The organism is uncultured Marinobacter sp. (assembly GCF_947259545.1).
GTDB lineage: Bacteria > Pseudomonadota > Gammaproteobacteria > Pseudomonadales > Oleiphilaceae > Marinobacter.
The window spans coordinates 1,214,578-1,231,645 of the sequence record NZ_CAMYMK010000002.1 but is presented as its reverse complement, the minus strand read 5'-3'; the positions used below and the strand labels follow the sequence as shown (position 1 = coordinate 1,231,645).

General features: G+C 55.1%; 18 protein-coding genes. 5 read left to right on the top strand and 13 right to left on the bottom strand.

The features are described from left to right. The 9 genes from Q0Y21_RS18450 to Q0Y21_RS05755 form a co-directional block, all read right to left on the bottom strand. A partial coding sequence (locus Q0Y21_RS18450) for a transposase (protein ID WP_366517654.1) occupies positions 1–132 on the bottom strand: 132 nt, incomplete at its 3' end. A 155-nt stretch (positions 133–287) separates the two neighbouring features. Then, positions 288–611 carry a hypothetical protein gene (locus tag Q0Y21_RS05790; protein ID WP_297792435.1) on the bottom strand — a complete coding sequence of 108 codons (324 nt, stop codon included), beginning with the start codon at positions 609–611 and terminating at the stop codon, positions 288–290. 68 nt (positions 612–679) lie between these two features. Next, positions 680–1,450: a hypothetical protein gene (locus Q0Y21_RS05785; RefSeq protein ID WP_297792433.1), complete on the bottom strand. Its 771-nt coding sequence runs from the start codon at positions 1,448–1,450 to the stop codon at positions 680–682. A gap of 60 nt (positions 1,451–1,510) precedes the next feature. Further along, the gene (locus Q0Y21_RS05780) at positions 1,511–2,062 is read right to left on the bottom strand and encodes a hypothetical protein (protein ID WP_297792431.1); all 552 of its coding nucleotides are present in this window, start codon (positions 2,060–2,062) and stop codon (positions 1,511–1,513) included. Positions 2,063–2,117: 55 nt separating this feature from the next. Next, positions 2,118–2,957, bottom strand: coding sequence for an IS3 family transposase (locus Q0Y21_RS05775; RefSeq protein ID WP_297792518.1), 840 nt, complete (start codon positions 2,955–2,957; stop codon positions 2,118–2,120). Between the two features lie 11 nt (positions 2,958–2,968). Further along, entirely contained in the window at positions 2,969–3,340 is a 372-nt protein-coding gene (locus Q0Y21_RS05770; protein WP_297792429.1) for a transposase, read from the bottom strand. Between the two features lie 117 nt (positions 3,341–3,457). Beyond that, entirely contained in the window at positions 3,458–3,895 is a 438-nt protein-coding gene (locus tag Q0Y21_RS05765) for a hypothetical protein (RefSeq protein ID WP_297792427.1), read from the bottom strand. Between the two features lie 60 nt (positions 3,896–3,955). After that, positions 3,956–4,240: a hypothetical protein gene (locus Q0Y21_RS05760; protein ID WP_297792426.1), complete on the bottom strand. Its 285-nt coding sequence runs from the start codon at positions 4,238–4,240 to the stop codon at positions 3,956–3,958. Between the two features lie 119 nt (positions 4,241–4,359). Further along, positions 4,360–4,779 carry a hypothetical protein gene (locus Q0Y21_RS05755; RefSeq protein WP_297792424.1) on the bottom strand — a complete coding sequence of 140 codons (420 nt, stop codon included), beginning with the start codon at positions 4,777–4,779 and terminating at the stop codon, positions 4,360–4,362. A 440-nt stretch (positions 4,780–5,219) separates the two neighbouring features. On the opposite strand from Q0Y21_RS05755, the gene Q0Y21_RS05750 reads away from it, so the two are divergent. Both Q0Y21_RS05750 and Q0Y21_RS05745 read left to right on the top strand, forming a co-directional pair. Then, on the top strand, positions 5,220–6,341 hold the full coding sequence (locus Q0Y21_RS05750; RefSeq protein ID WP_297792516.1) for a ferredoxin reductase: 1,122 nt from the start codon (positions 5,220–5,222) through the stop codon (positions 6,339–6,341). An 11-nt stretch (positions 6,342–6,352) separates the two neighbouring features. Then, a complete protein-coding gene (locus Q0Y21_RS05745; protein ID WP_297792422.1) occupies positions 6,353–7,540 on the top strand; it encodes an acyl-CoA desaturase in 1,188 nt (395 codons plus the stop codon). A gap of 21 nt (positions 7,541–7,561) precedes the next feature. Here the strand turns inward: Q0Y21_RS05745 and Q0Y21_RS05740 are convergent, their stop codons facing one another. The 4 genes from Q0Y21_RS05740 to zwf all read right to left on the bottom strand — a co-directional run bounded on the left by Q0Y21_RS05740 (position 7,562) and on the right by zwf (position 10,972). Continuing rightward, positions 7,562–7,939 carry a nuclear transport factor 2 family protein gene (locus Q0Y21_RS05740; protein ID WP_297792420.1) on the bottom strand — a complete coding sequence of 126 codons (378 nt, stop codon included), beginning with the start codon at positions 7,937–7,939 and terminating at the stop codon, positions 7,562–7,564. 169 nt (positions 7,940–8,108) lie between these two features. Next, complete coding sequence (locus Q0Y21_RS05735) at positions 8,109–8,756, bottom strand: bifunctional 4-hydroxy-2-oxoglutarate aldolase/2-dehydro-3-deoxy-phosphogluconate aldolase (RefSeq protein WP_297792418.1); 648 nt, start codon at positions 8,754–8,756, stop codon at positions 8,109–8,111. A gap of 34 nt (positions 8,757–8,790) precedes the next feature. Then, entirely contained in the window at positions 8,791–9,510 is a 720-nt protein-coding gene (gene pgl, locus Q0Y21_RS05730; RefSeq protein WP_297792416.1) for a 6-phosphogluconolactonase, read from the bottom strand. After that, positions 9,497–10,972 (bottom strand): glucose-6-phosphate dehydrogenase, encoded by a 1,476-nt coding sequence (zwf, locus tag Q0Y21_RS05725; protein ID WP_297792413.1) that lies wholly within the window; start codon positions 10,970–10,972, stop codon positions 9,497–9,499. Before zwf ends, pgl begins: the two co-directional genes overlap by 14 nt. A 185-nt stretch (positions 10,973–11,157) precedes the next feature. Here zwf and Q0Y21_RS05720 point away from each other — a divergent pair, with 185 nt between their 5' ends. The 3 genes from Q0Y21_RS05720 (at position 11,158) to pulA (ending at position 17,055) form a co-directional block, all read left to right on the top strand. Continuing rightward, positions 11,158–12,030, top strand: coding sequence for a MurR/RpiR family transcriptional regulator (locus tag Q0Y21_RS05720; protein ID WP_297792411.1), 873 nt, complete (start codon positions 11,158–11,160; stop codon positions 12,028–12,030). A 274-nt stretch (positions 12,031–12,304) separates the two neighbouring features. Continuing rightward, the gene (gene lamB, locus Q0Y21_RS05715; protein WP_297792409.1) at positions 12,305–13,660 is read left to right on the top strand and encodes a maltoporin LamB; all 1,356 of its coding nucleotides are present in this window, start codon (positions 12,305–12,307) and stop codon (positions 13,658–13,660) included. Positions 13,661–13,887: 227 nt separating this feature from the next. After that, positions 13,888–17,055, top strand: coding sequence for a pullulanase-type alpha-1,6-glucosidase (gene pulA / locus Q0Y21_RS05710; RefSeq protein WP_297792407.1), 3,168 nt, complete (start codon positions 13,888–13,890; stop codon positions 17,053–17,055). The last annotated feature ends 13 nt before the right edge of the window (positions 17,056–17,068 follow it).

The following is a 17,068-nucleotide window of genomic DNA, read 5'->3' as shown; positions in this document are numbered from 1 at the left end:
GTTGTAGATCTGGCCCGGATGAATGCCCAGCTCTCGGGCAACGGAAGCGGCCGTGTTACCAGGTTGATCGGATCTGCGAACGGCTTCCCGACGAAACTCCTCGGTGTAGGCCTGGGTCTTCTTGCGGCTCATGGAGCACCTCCGTGCTAGGGGCTACCCTAACTATAGAAGGTGTCTACTGTTCGTGGGTAACTCGGCGGTATAACGCTGAAATAAGCGGCGGCCCGACAGGGACGTCCGGTGGACGGCCGCCAGGCCGGTAACGTACTTAAGCGATTTGTTAAAAGTCACTTGCGATGCTCGCATTGGCAGATCTCAAGTTGGAGCAACGCAATGTCGGATAAAAACTTGAACGCGTATGCGGTTACCTGAGTGTTGTACTCATCTGCCAAGGAAGACAGTATTTCCTGTTTTTGAGCATCCGAAAGCGACTCTGGCACCTTGAAATTCAATGAGGGCAGTTTCGGCAGTCTCGAGAGGTAAGTTGATAGCCGTTTTTTGATACAAGCTTTCAGATCGGGATCAGTTACCTCTAAATGCTCATCTATCATCCGGTCTAGATTGCGCCTCAGAGCTTCCTCTGCCCCCGGAAATGCGATGATTTCTGCCAAGTTTCACCTCCAAATTGTGTACTTTTAACGCGGTGCGCACCGGCACGCTTTAGCGTGTCCGAGTACCGCTATTGGTTAGCTTTTTTGGGCCTGAAGTATGCGTACGCAGCGCAGTTATCATCCCGACTTTTTGCCTTCTTTAAATCGTCTATCTTTCCTGATATCTCGCTAATTGCCCGAGCTGCCAGCTTGTCACAATAGCGAATCATCTGGTTTACCAAAGAGTCACTCGACGCATCAGAGGCATAAATTAGGCTGACGTTTTCAGGCAGGAAATGCCCTTCATAATACGGAACGGCTCGCGAGTTCATGCCCTGGTGCTCACCCAGCTCACAGTCTACTATCACACCTATGCGGAGATTAGGGGGCGCTCGAAAATGGTTTTTGATGACCAAGTGCCACCCCAACCTTTCGGGATTGACTGCTTCATTTACATCCAACATTGCGTAGCAGGGACCGCCAACGAAGGGAACTTCACTGACGTAAGATTTCAATGGCTGTTCAATAAGATAAGACGCGCAAACACTTAACTGATGGTCGCCAATTTTCTTTGTATTCGTGTCGATGGCAATGAGGTAGTCAAAACTATCTTTAAGCGCTGTGAACGTGCTAAATGATGCTCCCATTGAAGGCGCTGCGATGGAGCTAACGACTTTTTCCTTGCCGGACGAAGGACGCTCGTACCGAGTTTCTAACCTTACAGTGTCGGGATCTGCATCAGCGATTGTCACCCGATCTTGGGCGGGATCATAGTGGACAGTCAGGTGTGAAACCTCACCCTTCGTAGTCGCATAGATATAATCCCTTCTCGGCCTTTCTTGCCGGCTCTTCTTACCCATTTTAAAACCTAACGCACGCAGCAGGGGCGCGACGTCAGGAGCGTCCCTTGCCTGCACTGGTTAGGTTTTAGCATAGGATTGGATAATGCCGTTGCAGACATAAAGGCAGTTCCGAACGGTATTATCAACTGTCTCAAAGAATTCATCGTTGAGAACTTGCTCCTTATGCCCTCCACTGTAGTACTGGAGCACATAGCCATCGTGCTGATCATGGAGCACTTGCCCATGGGCAAATGCATTTCTCCACGACATTAGTTTGTTTAGGTCTGACTTCAGACTCTTGATCTTATCTCGCTCTAACAACTCAAATTGTTCAAGTAGGCGCGTAAATACTCTGCGCTTAAACGAAAATGAGAAGTCGGAGGTACCCACAATCTCGCTAACGAAAAAACCTCTGTAGTCACTATTCTGACTTGTCCCAGCAAATAGGACCTTACTGACCGCTTCAATGATTCGTTCCTCAATCATCACCATTGCTGAAAGTATTTCAGTGCCATTTTTCTCTATCACAGCCATCTCGTCGACCAAATTGGACGGCCGCCCTTGAACCGGCTCTGGGCGATCAAGGTTCAAACGCAGGGTGATAGCTTTCGGGAATTTGAGTTCTTTCATATGAACCTAACGTCGATGTTCAGCGGCCTGATCTTGTACCATTTTAATGGACACTTTAGGCACTGAGCTTTTCATATTCCTCCGGGGATTGGTAGCCCAGGCTCGAGTGCAATCGCTCGCTGTTATAGAACATCATGTAGTGAATAATTTCCGAGACCGCCTGCACTTTCGTGTCGAACAAACGCTTGTGCACCAACTCCGCTTTCAGTGTGTGGAAATACGATTCCATGGCCGCGTTGTCCAACGGATTGCCCTTGCGGCTCATGCTGCGAACCATGTGAGCGGTCTCCAGCAACTCCCGGTACTCGTGGGCGGCGTATTCAATGCCCTGATCGGAATGGAACAGGCAACCTGGCTTTGGCATTTCATTCAGCAACGCCATGCGCAGTGCGCTCTTGGTCAATTCACTGTTGCGGCGACTGCTGAACGACCAGCCCACCACTTTGCGACTGAACAGATCAATAATTGCCGCGTGGTACAGCCAGCCGGTACGGGTTTTCAGATAAGTGAAATCCCCAGCCCACTGCTGACCGCAGCCGCTCGGTGCATCGCTGCCTTTGAGCTGATTGCCGGCCGAGCTGTAAAACGCGTGCTGCCCCGGCCGCCAGGCATACAGTCCGGTTGTAGAGGCTTTAATCTCTAACGCCCTCATCAACCGATTCACCCGTCGACGACTGCAAGGGATACCCTGTTGGCGCAACGCCTGATGCACTCTTGGGGCCCCGTAGGCCCGACGATATCCCTGGTGCAACTCGACAATGGCGCCTTTGATCACCTCATCCTGCTGTCGATGCAGGCTGACAGGGCGCGTGAGCCAAGCATAGAAGCCGCTGCGAGACACCCCAAAAAACACGCAAAGTCGTTTGACGCTGAACCGATCCCGGTTCTTCTCGATAAACGCAAAAATCAGTGACGGTTTTTCTCGAAGAACCGGCGCGCCTTTTTTAGGAGGTCAATTTCCTCCTGGCGCGCATTCAGCTGTTTTTCCAGATCCTTGATGCGCTTCTTCGCCTTTGCCAGCTCGTCTTCGGCAGCGGCTTCAGAATCCGGTGGAGGGTTGATCCGTTTGGGAGAGGGCTTCTGCTTTTTCATGTGTTTGTTTTCAACCAGCGTCCCGTTGCGATGCTCCATACACCAGCGGTACAGCATCACCGGGTGTATCCCCAGCCCCTCCGCAATATCCTTGGTTTTAACGTTAGGGTGATTAGCCAGTTTAACGGCCCGCAGCTTGAACGCCAGCGTGTAACGGTCGTAGTTTCTCTTCTGGGTCTGCCCCATGACGGGCCCCCTCTAGTGTCCGGTAAATGACCGTCCACTAAAGCGGTGCAAGATCAGCGCCCCGACAGGGGCGTCCGGTGGACCGCCGCAAGGCCGGGAACGAACTTAATTGACTTGTTAATTGGATACCTCAATGTGCCACTTGGGCTTGATGCGCCCGAAATCCTGGCGGACGTTTGATTTCAGCGCCTTTTTGGAGTCCAGCACCTTTGCCTCGCCGTCTTCTCTGACAAACACAACCCAATGCCAAAATGGCTTGCCCTGTTCCATACGCCATTTAATAGCCATAAGGGCCTTGTCTGGAAGGCCCTCCCAAGACTCGAAAGGTGTTTCTTTGGGCGACACCGAGATACCGAATTCCCGCAGAAGCTTCCGGACGTGCGCAGTCTCCGACCAGAGCGACATGTCTGACGCGTAAATGCCCAGAGCGTTTGCTTTGCGCTTGGCCTCCGCATAGCTGATGCCTGCTAGAGCAGCGCTTGCCGCAATGCCACAACCTGTGGTTTCTTCCTGGATGACTGGTTCCATGTCTATACCAATTAACGCCTGCAGCATGCGCGCCCATGAAATGGAGCCGAAGGCGCAATGTAATGGGCGTCGCCGTGCCTGCATTGGTTATGTTGTAGAAGCCAAGATCGATTCATAGCGATTAGCATGCAGGTGCCCCATTAAACTTGCTGCTTTTAGCAGATGCTCCCAGAACTCCCTTCCAGGGTTTGGGTTGTCCTCTATGACGCCGTCAAGTTCTTCCATTGCGAGAAGCAACTCATTTGCTTCTAGGAAAGAGAGAAAATCGCTCTCTCGGTATCCGTTGTCGGATTCGACGACGTTCTCGGGCAGCAAGCTGAAAGCTGCCTTCAGCTCCGCCTCTATTCTTTCCCATCTCTCTACCTGGTTCATAGCTCTCTACGCAACATAACGCTCGCAGCTGCGGCAGCCGGGGGATTTTAGGAGCGAAGCGACGTCCCGGCTGTCCGACAGACTGCGCTTGTTATGTGAGACCCGATTAAAAACCAACATCAAGCCTCTTCTAATGTGACGCACCAACTTTCACATAGAACCCAACCACTAAATCCATATTGCCCTTCAATAATTATGGGCTTTATTGATCGCTTTGCCACTCTGCTGCAGAACTCTTTAAGATCATAGCAATTGAACGGCAGGCCACACTGTTGATACTCCTCTAATGTGCCAGAATATTTATGGTGCAGCTCTTCCGGATCACACTCTTCAATGCTAACAACAATATTCCCATCGAGGACATTAGAAAATTGATGACCCCAAACACCTTCGAATTTTGCCTTGCCAACCCTCGCTCCCTGATGTTCTTTTAGATATAGCACAACTTGACGCTCTAAAAGATCAATCTCGTATTTGTTTATGCTTAACTTTGGACTTTTACTCATACTTTCACATAACATTTGTATATGAGTCTTCATGATCACTTTTCCAGCGACTCATATCTCAATTCGACAATCCTTCAAAACTAGGCAGAAAACCCTGTCAGGTCAATAGCTTCCGATTGTTTTTCTGATCGCCGTCTCAAACATAAATGATCACAAAGACTACTATCCCCTTTCTGGGCAGTCAGCCCATATCAATGATTTAATTGCAAAAATAACCAATTCACAAAAATTCACCCAGTTCATGGTCGCAACGATCATTTTTCCAGTTGTCAGCGCCCTTCCTCCCCCTCCAAGCAACCGCCGATAACTTCCTCGCCAGGTCGCCACCTGTGACATCGGCTAATAGCTAATCAGGCCATCTGGCATCAGTAGCCGCTATAGAGGTGGTGGGCTCTGACGCCGTGTACTAGCTTGAAAGATGTCCTGTAGTACTCAACTTCAGCTTAAACGCCTTCTTTCGGAGTAACGTATTGATGGTAGCTCCAGATCAGCAGACTCCCGACCCAACCACCTGGCGACAGAAACTGTCCGACGTTCTGGATATGTTCGCCTTTCCTTTACGCACCTCTCATTACGTCGAACTGGTCAACCCGCTCTGGAGTACCCACCAGATGCAGGCGCAGGTGGTGGAGGTGTGGGACGAGACCAAGGATGCCCGCACCATTACCTTGCGCCCTGGCGTGAACTGGCGTTTGAACCGGCCCGGTCAGCATGTTCGTATCGGTATTCCCGTTGAGGGCCGACACTATACCCGCACGTATACGATCTCTTCTCCGCCGGAACGGAATGATGACTGCTTTACCATCACCGTGAAAATCATCGACGGTGGGCGCGTATCCAAACATATCGTCCGCAATATCAAAGTGGGTGACTATCTCCCCATCGGCCTGCCCCAGGGCGACTTTTATCTGCCGGACGCCTCCCCGATCCAGCCCCTGTTTATTACCGCCGGCAGCGGTATTACGCCGGCCATGAGCATGATTCGAAGTCTGGTTGCGCAGGAGCGCTTACCGGACACGGTGCACATCCATTACGCACCGCACGAATTCGATGTGATCTTCAGTAAGGAGCTGCGCCAACTCGCGGCAGAAAAGAAGCAGTATCACCTCCACGAAGTGCACACGCAGGAACTTGGTGAACAGAAACAAACGCAGGGCTATTTCAGTGAGGAACAGTTGGAAACGCTCTGTCCCGACTGGAAAGAGCGGGATTGCTACGCTTGTGGTCCCCCCGGGTTACTCGCTGCCCTGGAAGACTTGTATGAGAAGGCGGGGCTCAGTCGCCGGCTTCACGTCGAGCGTTTTCGAGCGGATTTCGCCGAGATACCGAACAATGCGGTGGGCGGTAAAGTTCGCTTTGCCCAGAGCAATCGTGATGTAGACGCCGACAGCGAAACCAACCTGCTGCGGGTTGCCGAAGATGCCGGCATGAATCCGCCCCATGGCTGCCGTATGGGTATTTGCCATACCTGCAATACCAGGTTGCTTTCAGGTTGTGTGCGGGATTTGCGCACCGGAGAAGTGTTGAATGAATCCGGTGCCATTGTGCAGACGTGTGTGTGCGCCGCCGCTGGTGACTGCGAACTGGATCTTTAGGAGTACAAACCATGACAACAAAAAAACCTCTGCCGGTGGATCTTACCGACGAGCAGATTGACGAGTTCGGCCGTGAAATGGAGGCGATTTATGACGACATCATGCAGAGCCGGGGTGAGAGTGATCGCCAATACATCCTGGGGCTGATCCGAACCCAACGAAGCATGGCCCTGATCGGCCGTTTGTTTATGTATGCGGGTCTGTTCTTCCTGCCAGCCTGGCCCCATGCGATGGCCGGCTGGACCGCAACGTTGCTGATCATGGGGCTGGGTACCTTCATGCTCGGCATCGCCAAGATCCTCGAGAATATGGAAATTGCCCATAATGTGCTGCATGCGCAGTGGGACTGGATGAAGGATCCCGATATCCAGTCCAATACCTGGGAATGGGACACCATGAGCCCGTCGGATCGCTGGATGCATTCCCACAACGTGGTGCACCATACCTGGACCAATGTCCTGGAAAAGGACCTCGATGTCGGGTACGGCATCATGCGGGTAACACCTTTGCAGGAATGGCACCCCAAATATCTGCCCCAACCCGTATATTTCCTACTGCTGATGCTGTTCTTTGAGGAAGGCGTGGCACTGCACGAACAGGCTCTGATCGATGTGGTCGAAGGCCGCAAGAAAGCGTCGGAGTTCAAGCCACTGGCAAAACGTATCGGTCGCAAAATCTGGGGACAGGTTCGCAAGGATTACATTATGTGGCCGGGACTGGCGGCATTGGTGGCGGTGCCAATCTCCTTCTTTGTGCCGGAATCACCTTTGCTGGTATTCGCGCTGGTGGCGGGCGCCAATTTCATTGCCAACATCATGCGCAATATCTGGGCCTTCATGATCATTTTTTGCGGTCATTTTCCCGAAGGCGTGTATAACTTCACCCCCGATCAGGTGGAGGGGGAATCCCGAGGCCAATGGTACCTTCGTCAACTCCTCGGTTCCGCCAATATTACCGGCGGCAGCCTGTTCCACGTGCTGTCCGGCAACCTGAGCCACCAGATTGAACACCATCTGTTTCCTGACATGTGCAGCAATCGATATCCGGAAGCGTCCCAGCGGGTGCGGGCCGTTGCAGCCCGTTATGGATTGCCATACAACCGGGCTTCCCTGTGGCGCCAGTTTGGCACTACCTGGCTCAAGAACCTACGTCTGGCATTTCCTGGAGGTAAACCACAACCGGAAGTCGCCCGCGCCTGACGCGGGTTCCGGCGTCAGTGATCAGTCGGCTGAAGGCAGGTTGCCTCCCAGCATGTTTTCAACGACTGCGGCATTGTAGAAGGCTTCAACCGTCTGGATTTTGTTGTTCCTGACACGAAACCAGACGGCCAGCCGTACATCCCCGATCGGTTCAAAGTGAGTCTGGTAATCCAGAATTGCGAACACGTGCTCCCCGTCGGCACTGAGTTGACGGAGGACCAGATCCTTCTGAATGGCGACCATGCCGAATTGGTAGCCCAGCATGTCGTCCGGACTGAGGAAGCGCATATTCGGCCCCACATATTCAAACCCCTCAGTCACCAACAAGGCCTTCGCCTCATCCAGGCGCTGGGCACGGATATCATCAATGAATTGAGCCACGATGTCTTTTGGCTGCATGGATAGAGACTCCATTTCTAACATGGGGACCATTGGGATGCCTGTAAGCGCCTGGATGCCATCAAGCTTGCGCACCCTTTTACCATGTATACCAAAAAAACGGGCAACGAAACATGTGTTCGCTGGTAACTCAACTGCTTAACGAAGGGTATTGATGCCCCCCCGGTTCTCAAAGAGCCTCCAGACTCTCGCGGGCAATCTCGGTAATTTTTGCCCAATCCTTAGAAGCAATCACGTCCGCCGGTGTCAGCCAGCTACCGCCGACCGCCTGGACATTACCCAGGGCCAGATAATCCCGGGCGGTGTCGCGGCGTATGCCCCCTGTCGGGCAGAAGGTAATGTCCGGGAACGGGCCGCTGAAGGCTTTCAGGGCTGGGATGCCACCAGCGACTTCGGCGGGGAAGAATTTGAATTCCCGATAGCCCAGGTTATGCCCCACCATCAGTTCGGAGATGGTGGAGATTCCCGGCAACAGCGGGGCTTCGGAAGTCAGACCAAATTCGAGGATGGCTTCGGTAACACCTGGAGTGATCACAAACTGGGCACCGGCCGCCTCTACCTGACGGTATTGAGCGATGCTGGTAACGGTTCCGGCGCCAACCCAGGCATCGGGGATCGCTTTGCGAACCTGCTCAATGGCTTTGACGCCGTGCTCGGTGCGCAGGGTGATTTCCAGTACGTTGATACCCCCGTCCACCAATGCCTGACACAGGGGCACCGCGTCATCAGGATCGTTTATTGCTATCACCGGGATCAGCGGTGAGGACGCCAGCACGGCCCTGACTCGCTCGTGATGAAAATCGGATAACTGGTTCATGGTTCTACTCCATCTTGAAATTCGTGGGGCGGGCTCAGGGGCTCCAGAACACTTGCAGGCCGGGCTTCAGGAAGGCACGAATGGGCATGGCCATGACATCATCCGGGGTCTCCAGCGCCTTCTTCAGGGTATCCAGCTTATCCGAGCCTTTAAGATGTAAGGCGATAAACCGGGCGTCCCGCAGGACCGGCCAGGTCAGGGTGATCCGTTTTTGCGGTTGGGACAAAGGCGTCATGGCAGCAACGGTATCCCGACAGTCCGGATCCATTGCGTGGGGCAATTCTTCAGCATCCGGGAACAGCGAGGCGGTATGACCGTCGTTACCCATGCCAAGAATCACCACATCCAGCGGCAGTGACAATCCAGCGAGCTCGGCTTTGACGGCATCGAGACCGTCTGCCGGTGTCGCTCCGGCCTGCTTGAGAGACAGGAAACGGGCAGCGGCGGCATTGTGCTGCAGCAGCGCTTCCTTCACCAGACGGGTGTTGCTGGCCGGGTCGGCCTCCTCTACCCAGCGCTCATCCGCCAGCAGGACATCCACCCGAGACCAATCCAGCTCCTTGCAGGACAGGGCGGAAAAAAACGGCAGGGGCGTCGAACCGCCAGACACCACCAGAGACACTCGCTCGGCCTCCGCCAGGCGTTTACTGAGGAAATCCGACACCGCTTCTGCCAGCTCAAGAGCCACCTGCTCCGGTGAATCTCCAAACCGGGACTCAACACCCCGGGGGAACTGAATATCAGGCGTCTTCATACCAGCTCCTCCCGTCCCTGGTGATCATCGCGATAGAGGCAACCGGCCCCCAGGTTCCGGCGGCATAGCGCTTGGGCGGCTCACCGCTGTCATGCCAGTTGCGGATGACCTGGTCCACCCAACGCCAGGCATGCTCGACCTCATCCCGACGCACAAACAGATACTGGTTCCCCTTCATCACCTCCCATAACAGCCGCTCATACGCATCCGGAATACGGTCAGTATCGAAGGTTTCTGAGAAGGTCAGCTCCAGCGGGCCCTGGCGCAGCCTCATTCCCTTGTCCAGCCCCTGATCCTTGGTCAGAATTTTCAGGGACATGCCTTCATCCGGCTGCAGGCGAATAATCAGCTTGTTGTTGGCCAGATGTTTCTGATCCGGGTCGAAGATATAGTGTGGCGCGGGTTTGAAGTGAATGATGATCTGCGAGAGTTTTTCCGGCAGACGCTTCCCGGTACGGATGTAGAAAGGCACACCGGACCAGCGCCAGTTTTCGATCTCAGCCTTGAGGGCCACGAACGTTTCCGTGGAGCTGCCCTTGTTGGCCCCCTCCTCCTCAAGATAGCCGGGCACCGGCTTGCCATTGCTGGTGCCGGCGGTGTACTGCCCCCGCACCACGTGGCGCTCCATCAGCTCCGGCGTGATCTCTCTCAGCGCCTTGAGTACCTTGACCTTTTCATCACGAATACTGTCCGCGGATAGATCCGAGGGCGGATCCATGGCAATCAGGCAGAGCAGCTGCAGGAGGTGATTCTGGATCATGTCCCGGATTTGCCCGGCCTTGTCAAAGTACCCCCAGCGGCCCTCAATACCAACACTCTCGGCCACTGTGATCTCAACATGGGAAATGTGATTCTGATCCCACTGGGAGGCGAACAAATTGTTGGCGAACCTCAGAGCAATCAGATTCTGGACCGTTTCCTTACCCAGGTAATGGTCGATGCGGAACAGCTGATCTTCCCGGTAAACCTCCCCCAACTCATCGTTGATAACCTTGGAGGACGCCAGGTCATGACCGATCGGCTTCTCGACCACCACACGGGTTTTATCTGTACAGCAGTTGGCGCTTCTCAGGTTGCGCGCGATGACACCGTACATCGACGGTGGCGTCGCCATATAAACAATGAGGTTGCCTTCAGATGTTCCGCGCCAGTCGTTCAGTGCGCCATAGCCTTCCGGATCGGTAAAGTCCAGGTACAGGTAATCCACCCGTTGCAGGAAGGTTTCGACCAGAGCTTCGTCAAATTCATGGGGTTTTACATGCTCCCTGAGTTTGTCGTGAAGCAGCTTTCGGGCCTCTGCGGTATCGACTTTAGTGCGGGCGATCGCCAGAATCCGACTCCCCGGATCCATCAGACCGGAGCGCTCCAGCTGATACAGTGCGGGGAAAAGCTTACGCTGTGCCAGGTCACCCAGCGCTCCAAACATCATCAGGTCACAACGGGTACTGTTGTTATCGGCCATTGGCTCCTTCTCTCATACCAAACCACAATGTAGTAATATTAAACAAATAATGACACTGAAATTCTGCCATTCCAAGAAAAAAATCCAGTTTTTGATATTTTTACTACCGCATAATCAATAAAAACACGGTATAATCGGGCCCAAAATGTCACAACGAACGCCGATGATTCAGGGAGTACCCTTCAATGGCTGCGAACCAGGCGAACCGAGACGATAATCTGATTGAAGACATCCAGGCGCGACTGGACAGTCTTAACAAGTCCGAACGCAAAGTGGCCGAGGCCATCCTGCGCGATCCCACCGCCGCAACCCGCTACAGCATTGCCGCGCTGGCCCGCGCCGCCGATGTCAGCGAACCCACTGTTAACCGGTTCTGCCGCGGCTTCTCCGCAACCGGCTTCCCGGACTTCAAGATCCGGCTGGCCCAGAGTATCGCCACTGGCACTCCTTATATTGGTCAGAACGTGGAGCCGGATGACAGCGTTGCCGAGTTCGCCGACAAAATCATGCTCAGCACCATCGCCAGCCTCGACAAGGCGCGCCAGGCGCTGGACCCGAAAGCCCTGGCGACCGCCATTGACTACCTGATTCAGGCCAAGCAGATCAACTTCTTCGGCATGGGCGGTTCCGCTCCGGTCGCGCTGGACGCGCAACACAAGTTTTTCCGCTTCAACATTCCGGTCATGTCCTACGACGATGCGCTCATGCAACGCATGGTCGCCGCCGGTTCCGCCACCGGTGACGTGATCGTGATGATCTCCTACACCGGTCGCACCAGGGAAACCGTGGACATTGCAAGGATCGCCAGGGCCAACGGCGCAACCGTCATCGGCATCACCAACCCGGACTCCCCCCTGGGCGATGCCTGTACCGTCGTGCTGGAGGTAACCGCCCCGGAAGACACCGAGGTTTACATGCCGATGTCTTCGAGAATCATTCATCTGACCGTAATCGATATCCTGGCAACCGGCGTCACACTCAAGCGTGGTGCGGACTTTCTGGGGCACCTGAAAAAAATCAAGGAGAGCCTGAAGCCAACGCGATTCCCGTCCGAATAGCCTTGCCAATAAGGTAGCAGAGCAATTGATTGAGGGGCTCATCCTTCTACGCCCCTCCTCCCCCTGAAAACTCACCCCCCTTTTTCTCAGACGCGGAGGATGTACCCATCGCTGTGTTACCGGAATATGAACCCCGGTTTCCCAATGTCCGATTGGCAGAAGCTGCAATCGAGGGAGCCGGAAGTCAGATCCGGGCACGGCAGCTCACAGCAGCGGTAACCGGAGATTCCGCTTCCCTGACATTTAAAACGACAAAAAGCACAGGACTGAGATCATGCAAAACAATAAGCGCTTCCTTGCGAACAAGCTTCCTCTTGCTGCTGCGGTCACCGCAGCGGTAATGGCCACTCCGGCTATTGCAATTGATTTCCACGGCTATGCCCGCGCCGGCCTCAGCACCACCTCCGACGGCGGTGAACAAACCTGCTACGGCAGTGGCGCCACAGCTCACACCGTCGGTCGCCTGGGCGACGAGTGCGACACTTATGGTGAGCTCAGCTTCGGCGACGAGCTGTTCAACCAGGACGGCAAGGTTTTCCGGTTTGACACAATGCTCGCTTATCAGGCCACGAATCAGGGCAACGACTACCAGTCACTGAGCGGCCCCAATGAAGTCATTGGCGTTGATTTTGAAAATGAGGAAACCACTGTTGCCTCCAGTGAACCCTGGGCGGGAGGAGACATTGCCCTGCGCCAGGCCTATGGTACCGCCAAAGGTGTGATCGGCTGGGCTCCCGAAGCCACGCTCTGGGCCGGCAAACGTTTTTATCAGCGCAAAGATGTCCATATTCTGGACCTGTATTATGTGAACAACTCCGGTTACGGTGCCGGTCTGGAAGGTATCGATGTGGGCGCAGGCAAGGCATCCGTAGCCGTCACCAATTTCGATACCCCGTCACGCCATAGCGGTGCCGACGGCTTTTATGTCCAGAATAACAAGATCGATCTGCGCTATGCCTTTCCGGCCGGACCGGGCAATCTTGAACTGATCGGTATCTACGGCTACGCCGACCTCACCGAAGCACAGGACGAGGCCCAGGCCAGCCTGGCCAAAGAGGTCGACCGGGATGGCTACTTCCTTACCGCCGAATATTCACAGGGTATGATGGGCGGCTTCAACAAATTCGTCCTCCAGTACGCCGAAGGTTCCATGGGGCATCAGGCGTATGTCGCCCACGGTGGCAGCGAATCCCTGAACAGCACCTGGTGGGATGGTACGATCGAAGAAAGTTGGCGTGTCCTGGACTGGGGCGTCATCAAGCTTTCCGACAAGATCGAACTGGGCTACTCCGCTATTTATCAGCAGGGCAAAACCGTTGGCAATACAGCGGAGGACAACCCACACCTGATGAGCGTTGTGCTCCGCCCCGAGTACAACTGGACCAACTTCATGAAGACAACGCTTGAGCTGGGGTACGACTCCGGCTTCTACGACGGCTCTGTCTGGTCCGAAGACAACGACAAGGACCTGCAGAAAGTCATTGTCGCTCAGGAATGGTCTGCCGGCCCCAGCTTCTGGGCGCGCCCAACCATTCGGGTTTACGCCGGTTCCTTCTTCGGTGACCGTGCCGAGGACCGGGACGACGATGGCAATATCCGCGTCGGCGCCCAGGTCGAAGCCTGGTGGTAAGGCTCTAAACACCACACTCTCTTGTTGGACCTCTTGGGCCGGCTCTTGCCGGCCCTTTTTTGTTGTCCTCCTCCCTGTTTGAAGACTTCTACTTCCCCCACCAGATTCCACCTACGCCCCGGAAAATTGCCAGCCGTAGGATGTCATTCCGGCTCTGTCACGCAACCATGACATTGCCCCTTTCGGGCTTTAACCCAAACAAAAACAATGGAAAAGAGGAATACCTCATGCCTGAGCAAAAACTGGTTGCGGGCAGCTGGGTACTGGCCTTATCGCTGATACTGACCGGCTGTAACCTCGAGACCGACATACCCTCCCCTGATAAAAACAACGGCAACCAGCCGTCCGAAGAGCTGCTGGAGCCGGGTGAAAACGAAGCACTGCTTTACTACAAACGCACAGACGAGAGCTATTCAGGCTGGGGCCTGCATCTCTGGAATGATGCTGCCGCAGGCTGTGACGGACTGGCCGAGGGCGTTGCCACCGAATGGTCGTCACCACGACTGCCGGATGGTATCAGTGATACTTACGGCGCCTACTTCTTCATCCCGATGCGGGAAGCCGGGAATTGCCTCAACTTCATCGTTCACAAGGACAATGAGAAGGATATTGGCGGCGTGGATCATCGTTGGCACTTTGATGATCTGGGTAATCGCATCTTTACCCTGAGCGGCAGCGCAGAACTCTCTTCAACCCCCATAGAAGCTGCAGCTCTCGCCATTACCGGGGCCCAGGCTCACTGGCTGGACGAGACAACCCTTGTTTTCAAGGACGCCGCCGCTTTCAATCGAGTCGAGCTTCGCTACGATGGCCGTGCAACCATCAACATCAATCCGAATACCGAATCACTGATCGGCGGAAAAGTGGTCTCCCTGAGCGCAACCACGCTGTCGGAGAACCTGAAAGATCAGTTTCCTCACCTCAAAGACTGGCCCGCCTATGAGGTCAACGCCGACACCGCAACCATCAAGCAGGCACTGAAAGGCCAACTGGTCGCGTCCGCCTATGACAGCAATGATGAATTGCGGTTGGCCACGCAAGTTCAGATTCCCGGTGTACTGGATGACCTCTATGCCTATGACGGCGCGCTGGGCGCAACGGTAAACGGCGACAACGTCGATTTTGCCGTATGGGCACCCACCGCACACAGAGTGCGCCTGCACGCCTTCGACACCTCGGGCAACACGCTGAGCGGATACCCGGTCACCATGACCAATACCGACGGCGTCTGGAGGCACAGCGGCGATACCGCTCTACTGGACCGGCAATACTATCAATACGAGATAACGGTTTATCACCCACGCTCCGAAGCCATTGAAAACACCCTGGTATCGGACCCTTACGCACTGAGCCTGTCCACCAACGGTCAGTATGCTCAGGTGGTAGATCTTGACGACGCCTCACTTCAGCCTCTGGGCTGGGATACCCTCACGCCGCCACCAATGTCGGCCCCAGAGGACGTGGTGGTCTATGAAACCCACATTCGGGATTTCAGCGCTACCGATGAAACGGTCAGTTCCGAGCTGCGAGGTAAGTACAAAGCATTCACCCTGCCTTCCGATGGCTCGGTAGACAGCGTGGCCCACCTGAAAGCCATGGCCGACTCGGGTGTCACCCACTTGCACCTGCTACCGGCCTTCGACATCGCAACGGTGAACGAAGATACCTCCGGTACCGTCGATATTGACGATCCCTTCTCCCAGTTGTGCGACCTGTCTGCTCAGGCCGCAAGCGAATATGCCTCCCATTGCGAAAGCAGTGAGACCATTCGCTCCGTTCTGGCTTCCTACGATCCAATGAGTGGCGACGCCCAGGCGCTATACAACACGTTCCGGGATCTGGACAGCTTCAACTGGGGATACGATCCGGTGCATTACACCGTGCCTGAGGGCAGCTACGCCACCGATCCCGCAGGTGCCCAACGTGTGCTCGAGTTCCGGGAAATGGTCAAGGCCGCCACCGACCTGGGCCTGAATGTAGTGATGGATGTGGTCTACAACCACACCAAGGCGTCCGGGCTGGCCAACAAGTCGGTGCTGGACAAGCTGGTGCCCGGCTACTACCACCGACAGAACCCGGAGACCGGTGCGGTTGAGAACTCCACCTGTTGTGAAAACACGGCATCCGAGCACCGGATGATGGAAAAGCTGATGATCGACTCTCTGGTTACCTGGGCTGAGCATTACAAGATCTCCGGCTTCCGGTTCGACCTGATGGGCCACCATATGCTGAGCAACATGGAGAAGGCGCTGCAAGCTGTCAGGGCGGTTGATCCGGACGCCTACTTCTACGGCGAAGCCTGGAATTTCGGAGAAGTCGCCAACAACGCCCGGGGCATCAACGCGATTCAGCCCAATATGGCCGGCACTGGCATCGGCTCCTTCAACGACCGCCTCAGGGATGCTGTGCGCGGCGGCGGCCCGTTCGACAGCGAAGAGGCCATCCGCGCCAACCAGGGTTTTGGCAACGGTCTGTTCACTTACCCCAACGACATGAACTCCGGCGCGGCCACAGAGAAGAACCGCCTGCTGGAAACTACAGACTGGATTCGTGTGGGCATTGCCGGCAGCCTGCAAGGGTATAGCTTTGAAACCGCGGACGGCACCCTGAAAACAGCCGCCGACATCGACTACAACGGTCAGAACGCCGGCTACACGGACGACCCGCAGGAAATCGTCAACTACGTCTCCAAACACGACAACCAGACGCTGTGGGACAACAATCAGTACAAAACTGCCTACGCCGCCACCGTTAACGAACGCGCGCAGATGCAGGTCGTGGGCCTGTCCATTCCGATCCTGAGCCAGGGTGTGCCGTTCCTGCATATGGGGTCGGAACTGCTGCGCTCCAAATCCATGGAACGGGATAGCTACGACTCCGGGGACTGGTTCAATGAAGTCGATTTCAGCTACCAGTCATCCGCCTGGAACCGTGGTCTCCCCCGGCAGGACAAAGACGGCGCCAACTGGCCGCTGATCCAGGATGTGATCCTGGGGGCAGGAACTAACGCCAACCCGACTCCGGAGGCTATTCAGTACACCAACACCCAGGTTCAGAAGCTGCTCACGGTTCGTAAGAACAGCCCCCTGTTCCGCCTGCAGACAGCGACCGACATCCAGGAACGCCTGCAATTCCTGAATACCGGCCCCTCACAGATCCCGGGTCTGGTGGCATTTAGCCTTCTCGACGACGGCAGCAACGGACTTGCCGATCTGGACGGTGCCAACGATGAGTTGGTTGTACTGATTAACAGCAGTGCTCAGGCACAAACCCTCGCAACCGAGCTGTCCGGCACCTTCAGCGTGCTCGCAGAAACCTCACCCACCCCTGGTGCCAGCACCAGCGGAGGCGAGTTCACCGTTCCCGCGCTGTCTGTCGCGATCTACGCCCGATAACCCGGTAAACAGA

Coding starts and splice junctions, on each gene's coding strand:
- Q0Y21_RS05785 (WP_297792433.1), bottom strand. CDS start 1,450: ATGGGTAAGAAGAGCCGGCAAGAAAGGCCGAGAAGGGATTATATCTAT.
- Q0Y21_RS05780 (WP_297792431.1), bottom strand. CDS start 2,062: ATGAAAGAACTCAAATTCCCGAAAGCTATCACCCTGCGTTTGAACCTT.
- Q0Y21_RS05770 (WP_297792429.1), bottom strand. CDS start 3,340: ATGGGGCAGACCCAGAAGAGAAACTACGACCGTTACACGCTGGCGTTC.
- Q0Y21_RS05765 (WP_297792427.1), bottom strand. CDS start 3,895: ATGCTGCAGGCGTTAATTGGTATAGACATGGAACCAGTCATCCAGGAA.
- Q0Y21_RS05760 (WP_297792426.1), bottom strand. CDS start 4,240: ATGAACCAGGTAGAGAGATGGGAAAGAATAGAGGCGGAGCTGAAGGCA.
- Q0Y21_RS05755 (WP_297792424.1), bottom strand. CDS start 4,779: ATGAAGACTCATATACAAATGTTATGTGAAAGTATGAGTAAAAGTCCA.
- Q0Y21_RS05750 (WP_297792516.1), top strand. CDS start 5,220: ATGGTAGCTCCAGATCAGCAGACTCCCGACCCAACCACCTGGCGACAG.
- Q0Y21_RS05745 (WP_297792422.1), top strand. CDS start 6,353: ATGACAACAAAAAAACCTCTGCCGGTGGATCTTACCGACGAGCAGATT.
- Q0Y21_RS05740 (WP_297792420.1), bottom strand. CDS start 7,939: ATGCAGCCAAAAGACATCGTGGCTCAATTCATTGATGATATCCGTGCC.
- Q0Y21_RS05735 (WP_297792418.1), bottom strand. CDS start 8,756: ATGAACCAGTTATCCGATTTTCATCACGAGCGAGTCAGGGCCGTGCTG.
- pgl (WP_297792416.1), bottom strand. CDS start 9,510: ATGAAGACGCCTGATATTCAGTTCCCCCGGGGTGTTGAGTCCCGGTTT.
- zwf (WP_297792413.1), bottom strand. CDS start 10,972: ATGGCCGATAACAACAGTACCCGTTGTGACCTGATGATGTTTGGAGCG.
- Q0Y21_RS05720 (WP_297792411.1), top strand. CDS start 11,158: ATGGCTGCGAACCAGGCGAACCGAGACGATAATCTGATTGAAGACATC.
- lamB (WP_297792409.1), top strand. CDS start 12,305: ATGCAAAACAATAAGCGCTTCCTTGCGAACAAGCTTCCTCTTGCTGCT.
- pulA (WP_297792407.1), top strand. CDS start 13,888: ATGCCTGAGCAAAAACTGGTTGCGGGCAGCTGGGTACTGGCCTTATCG.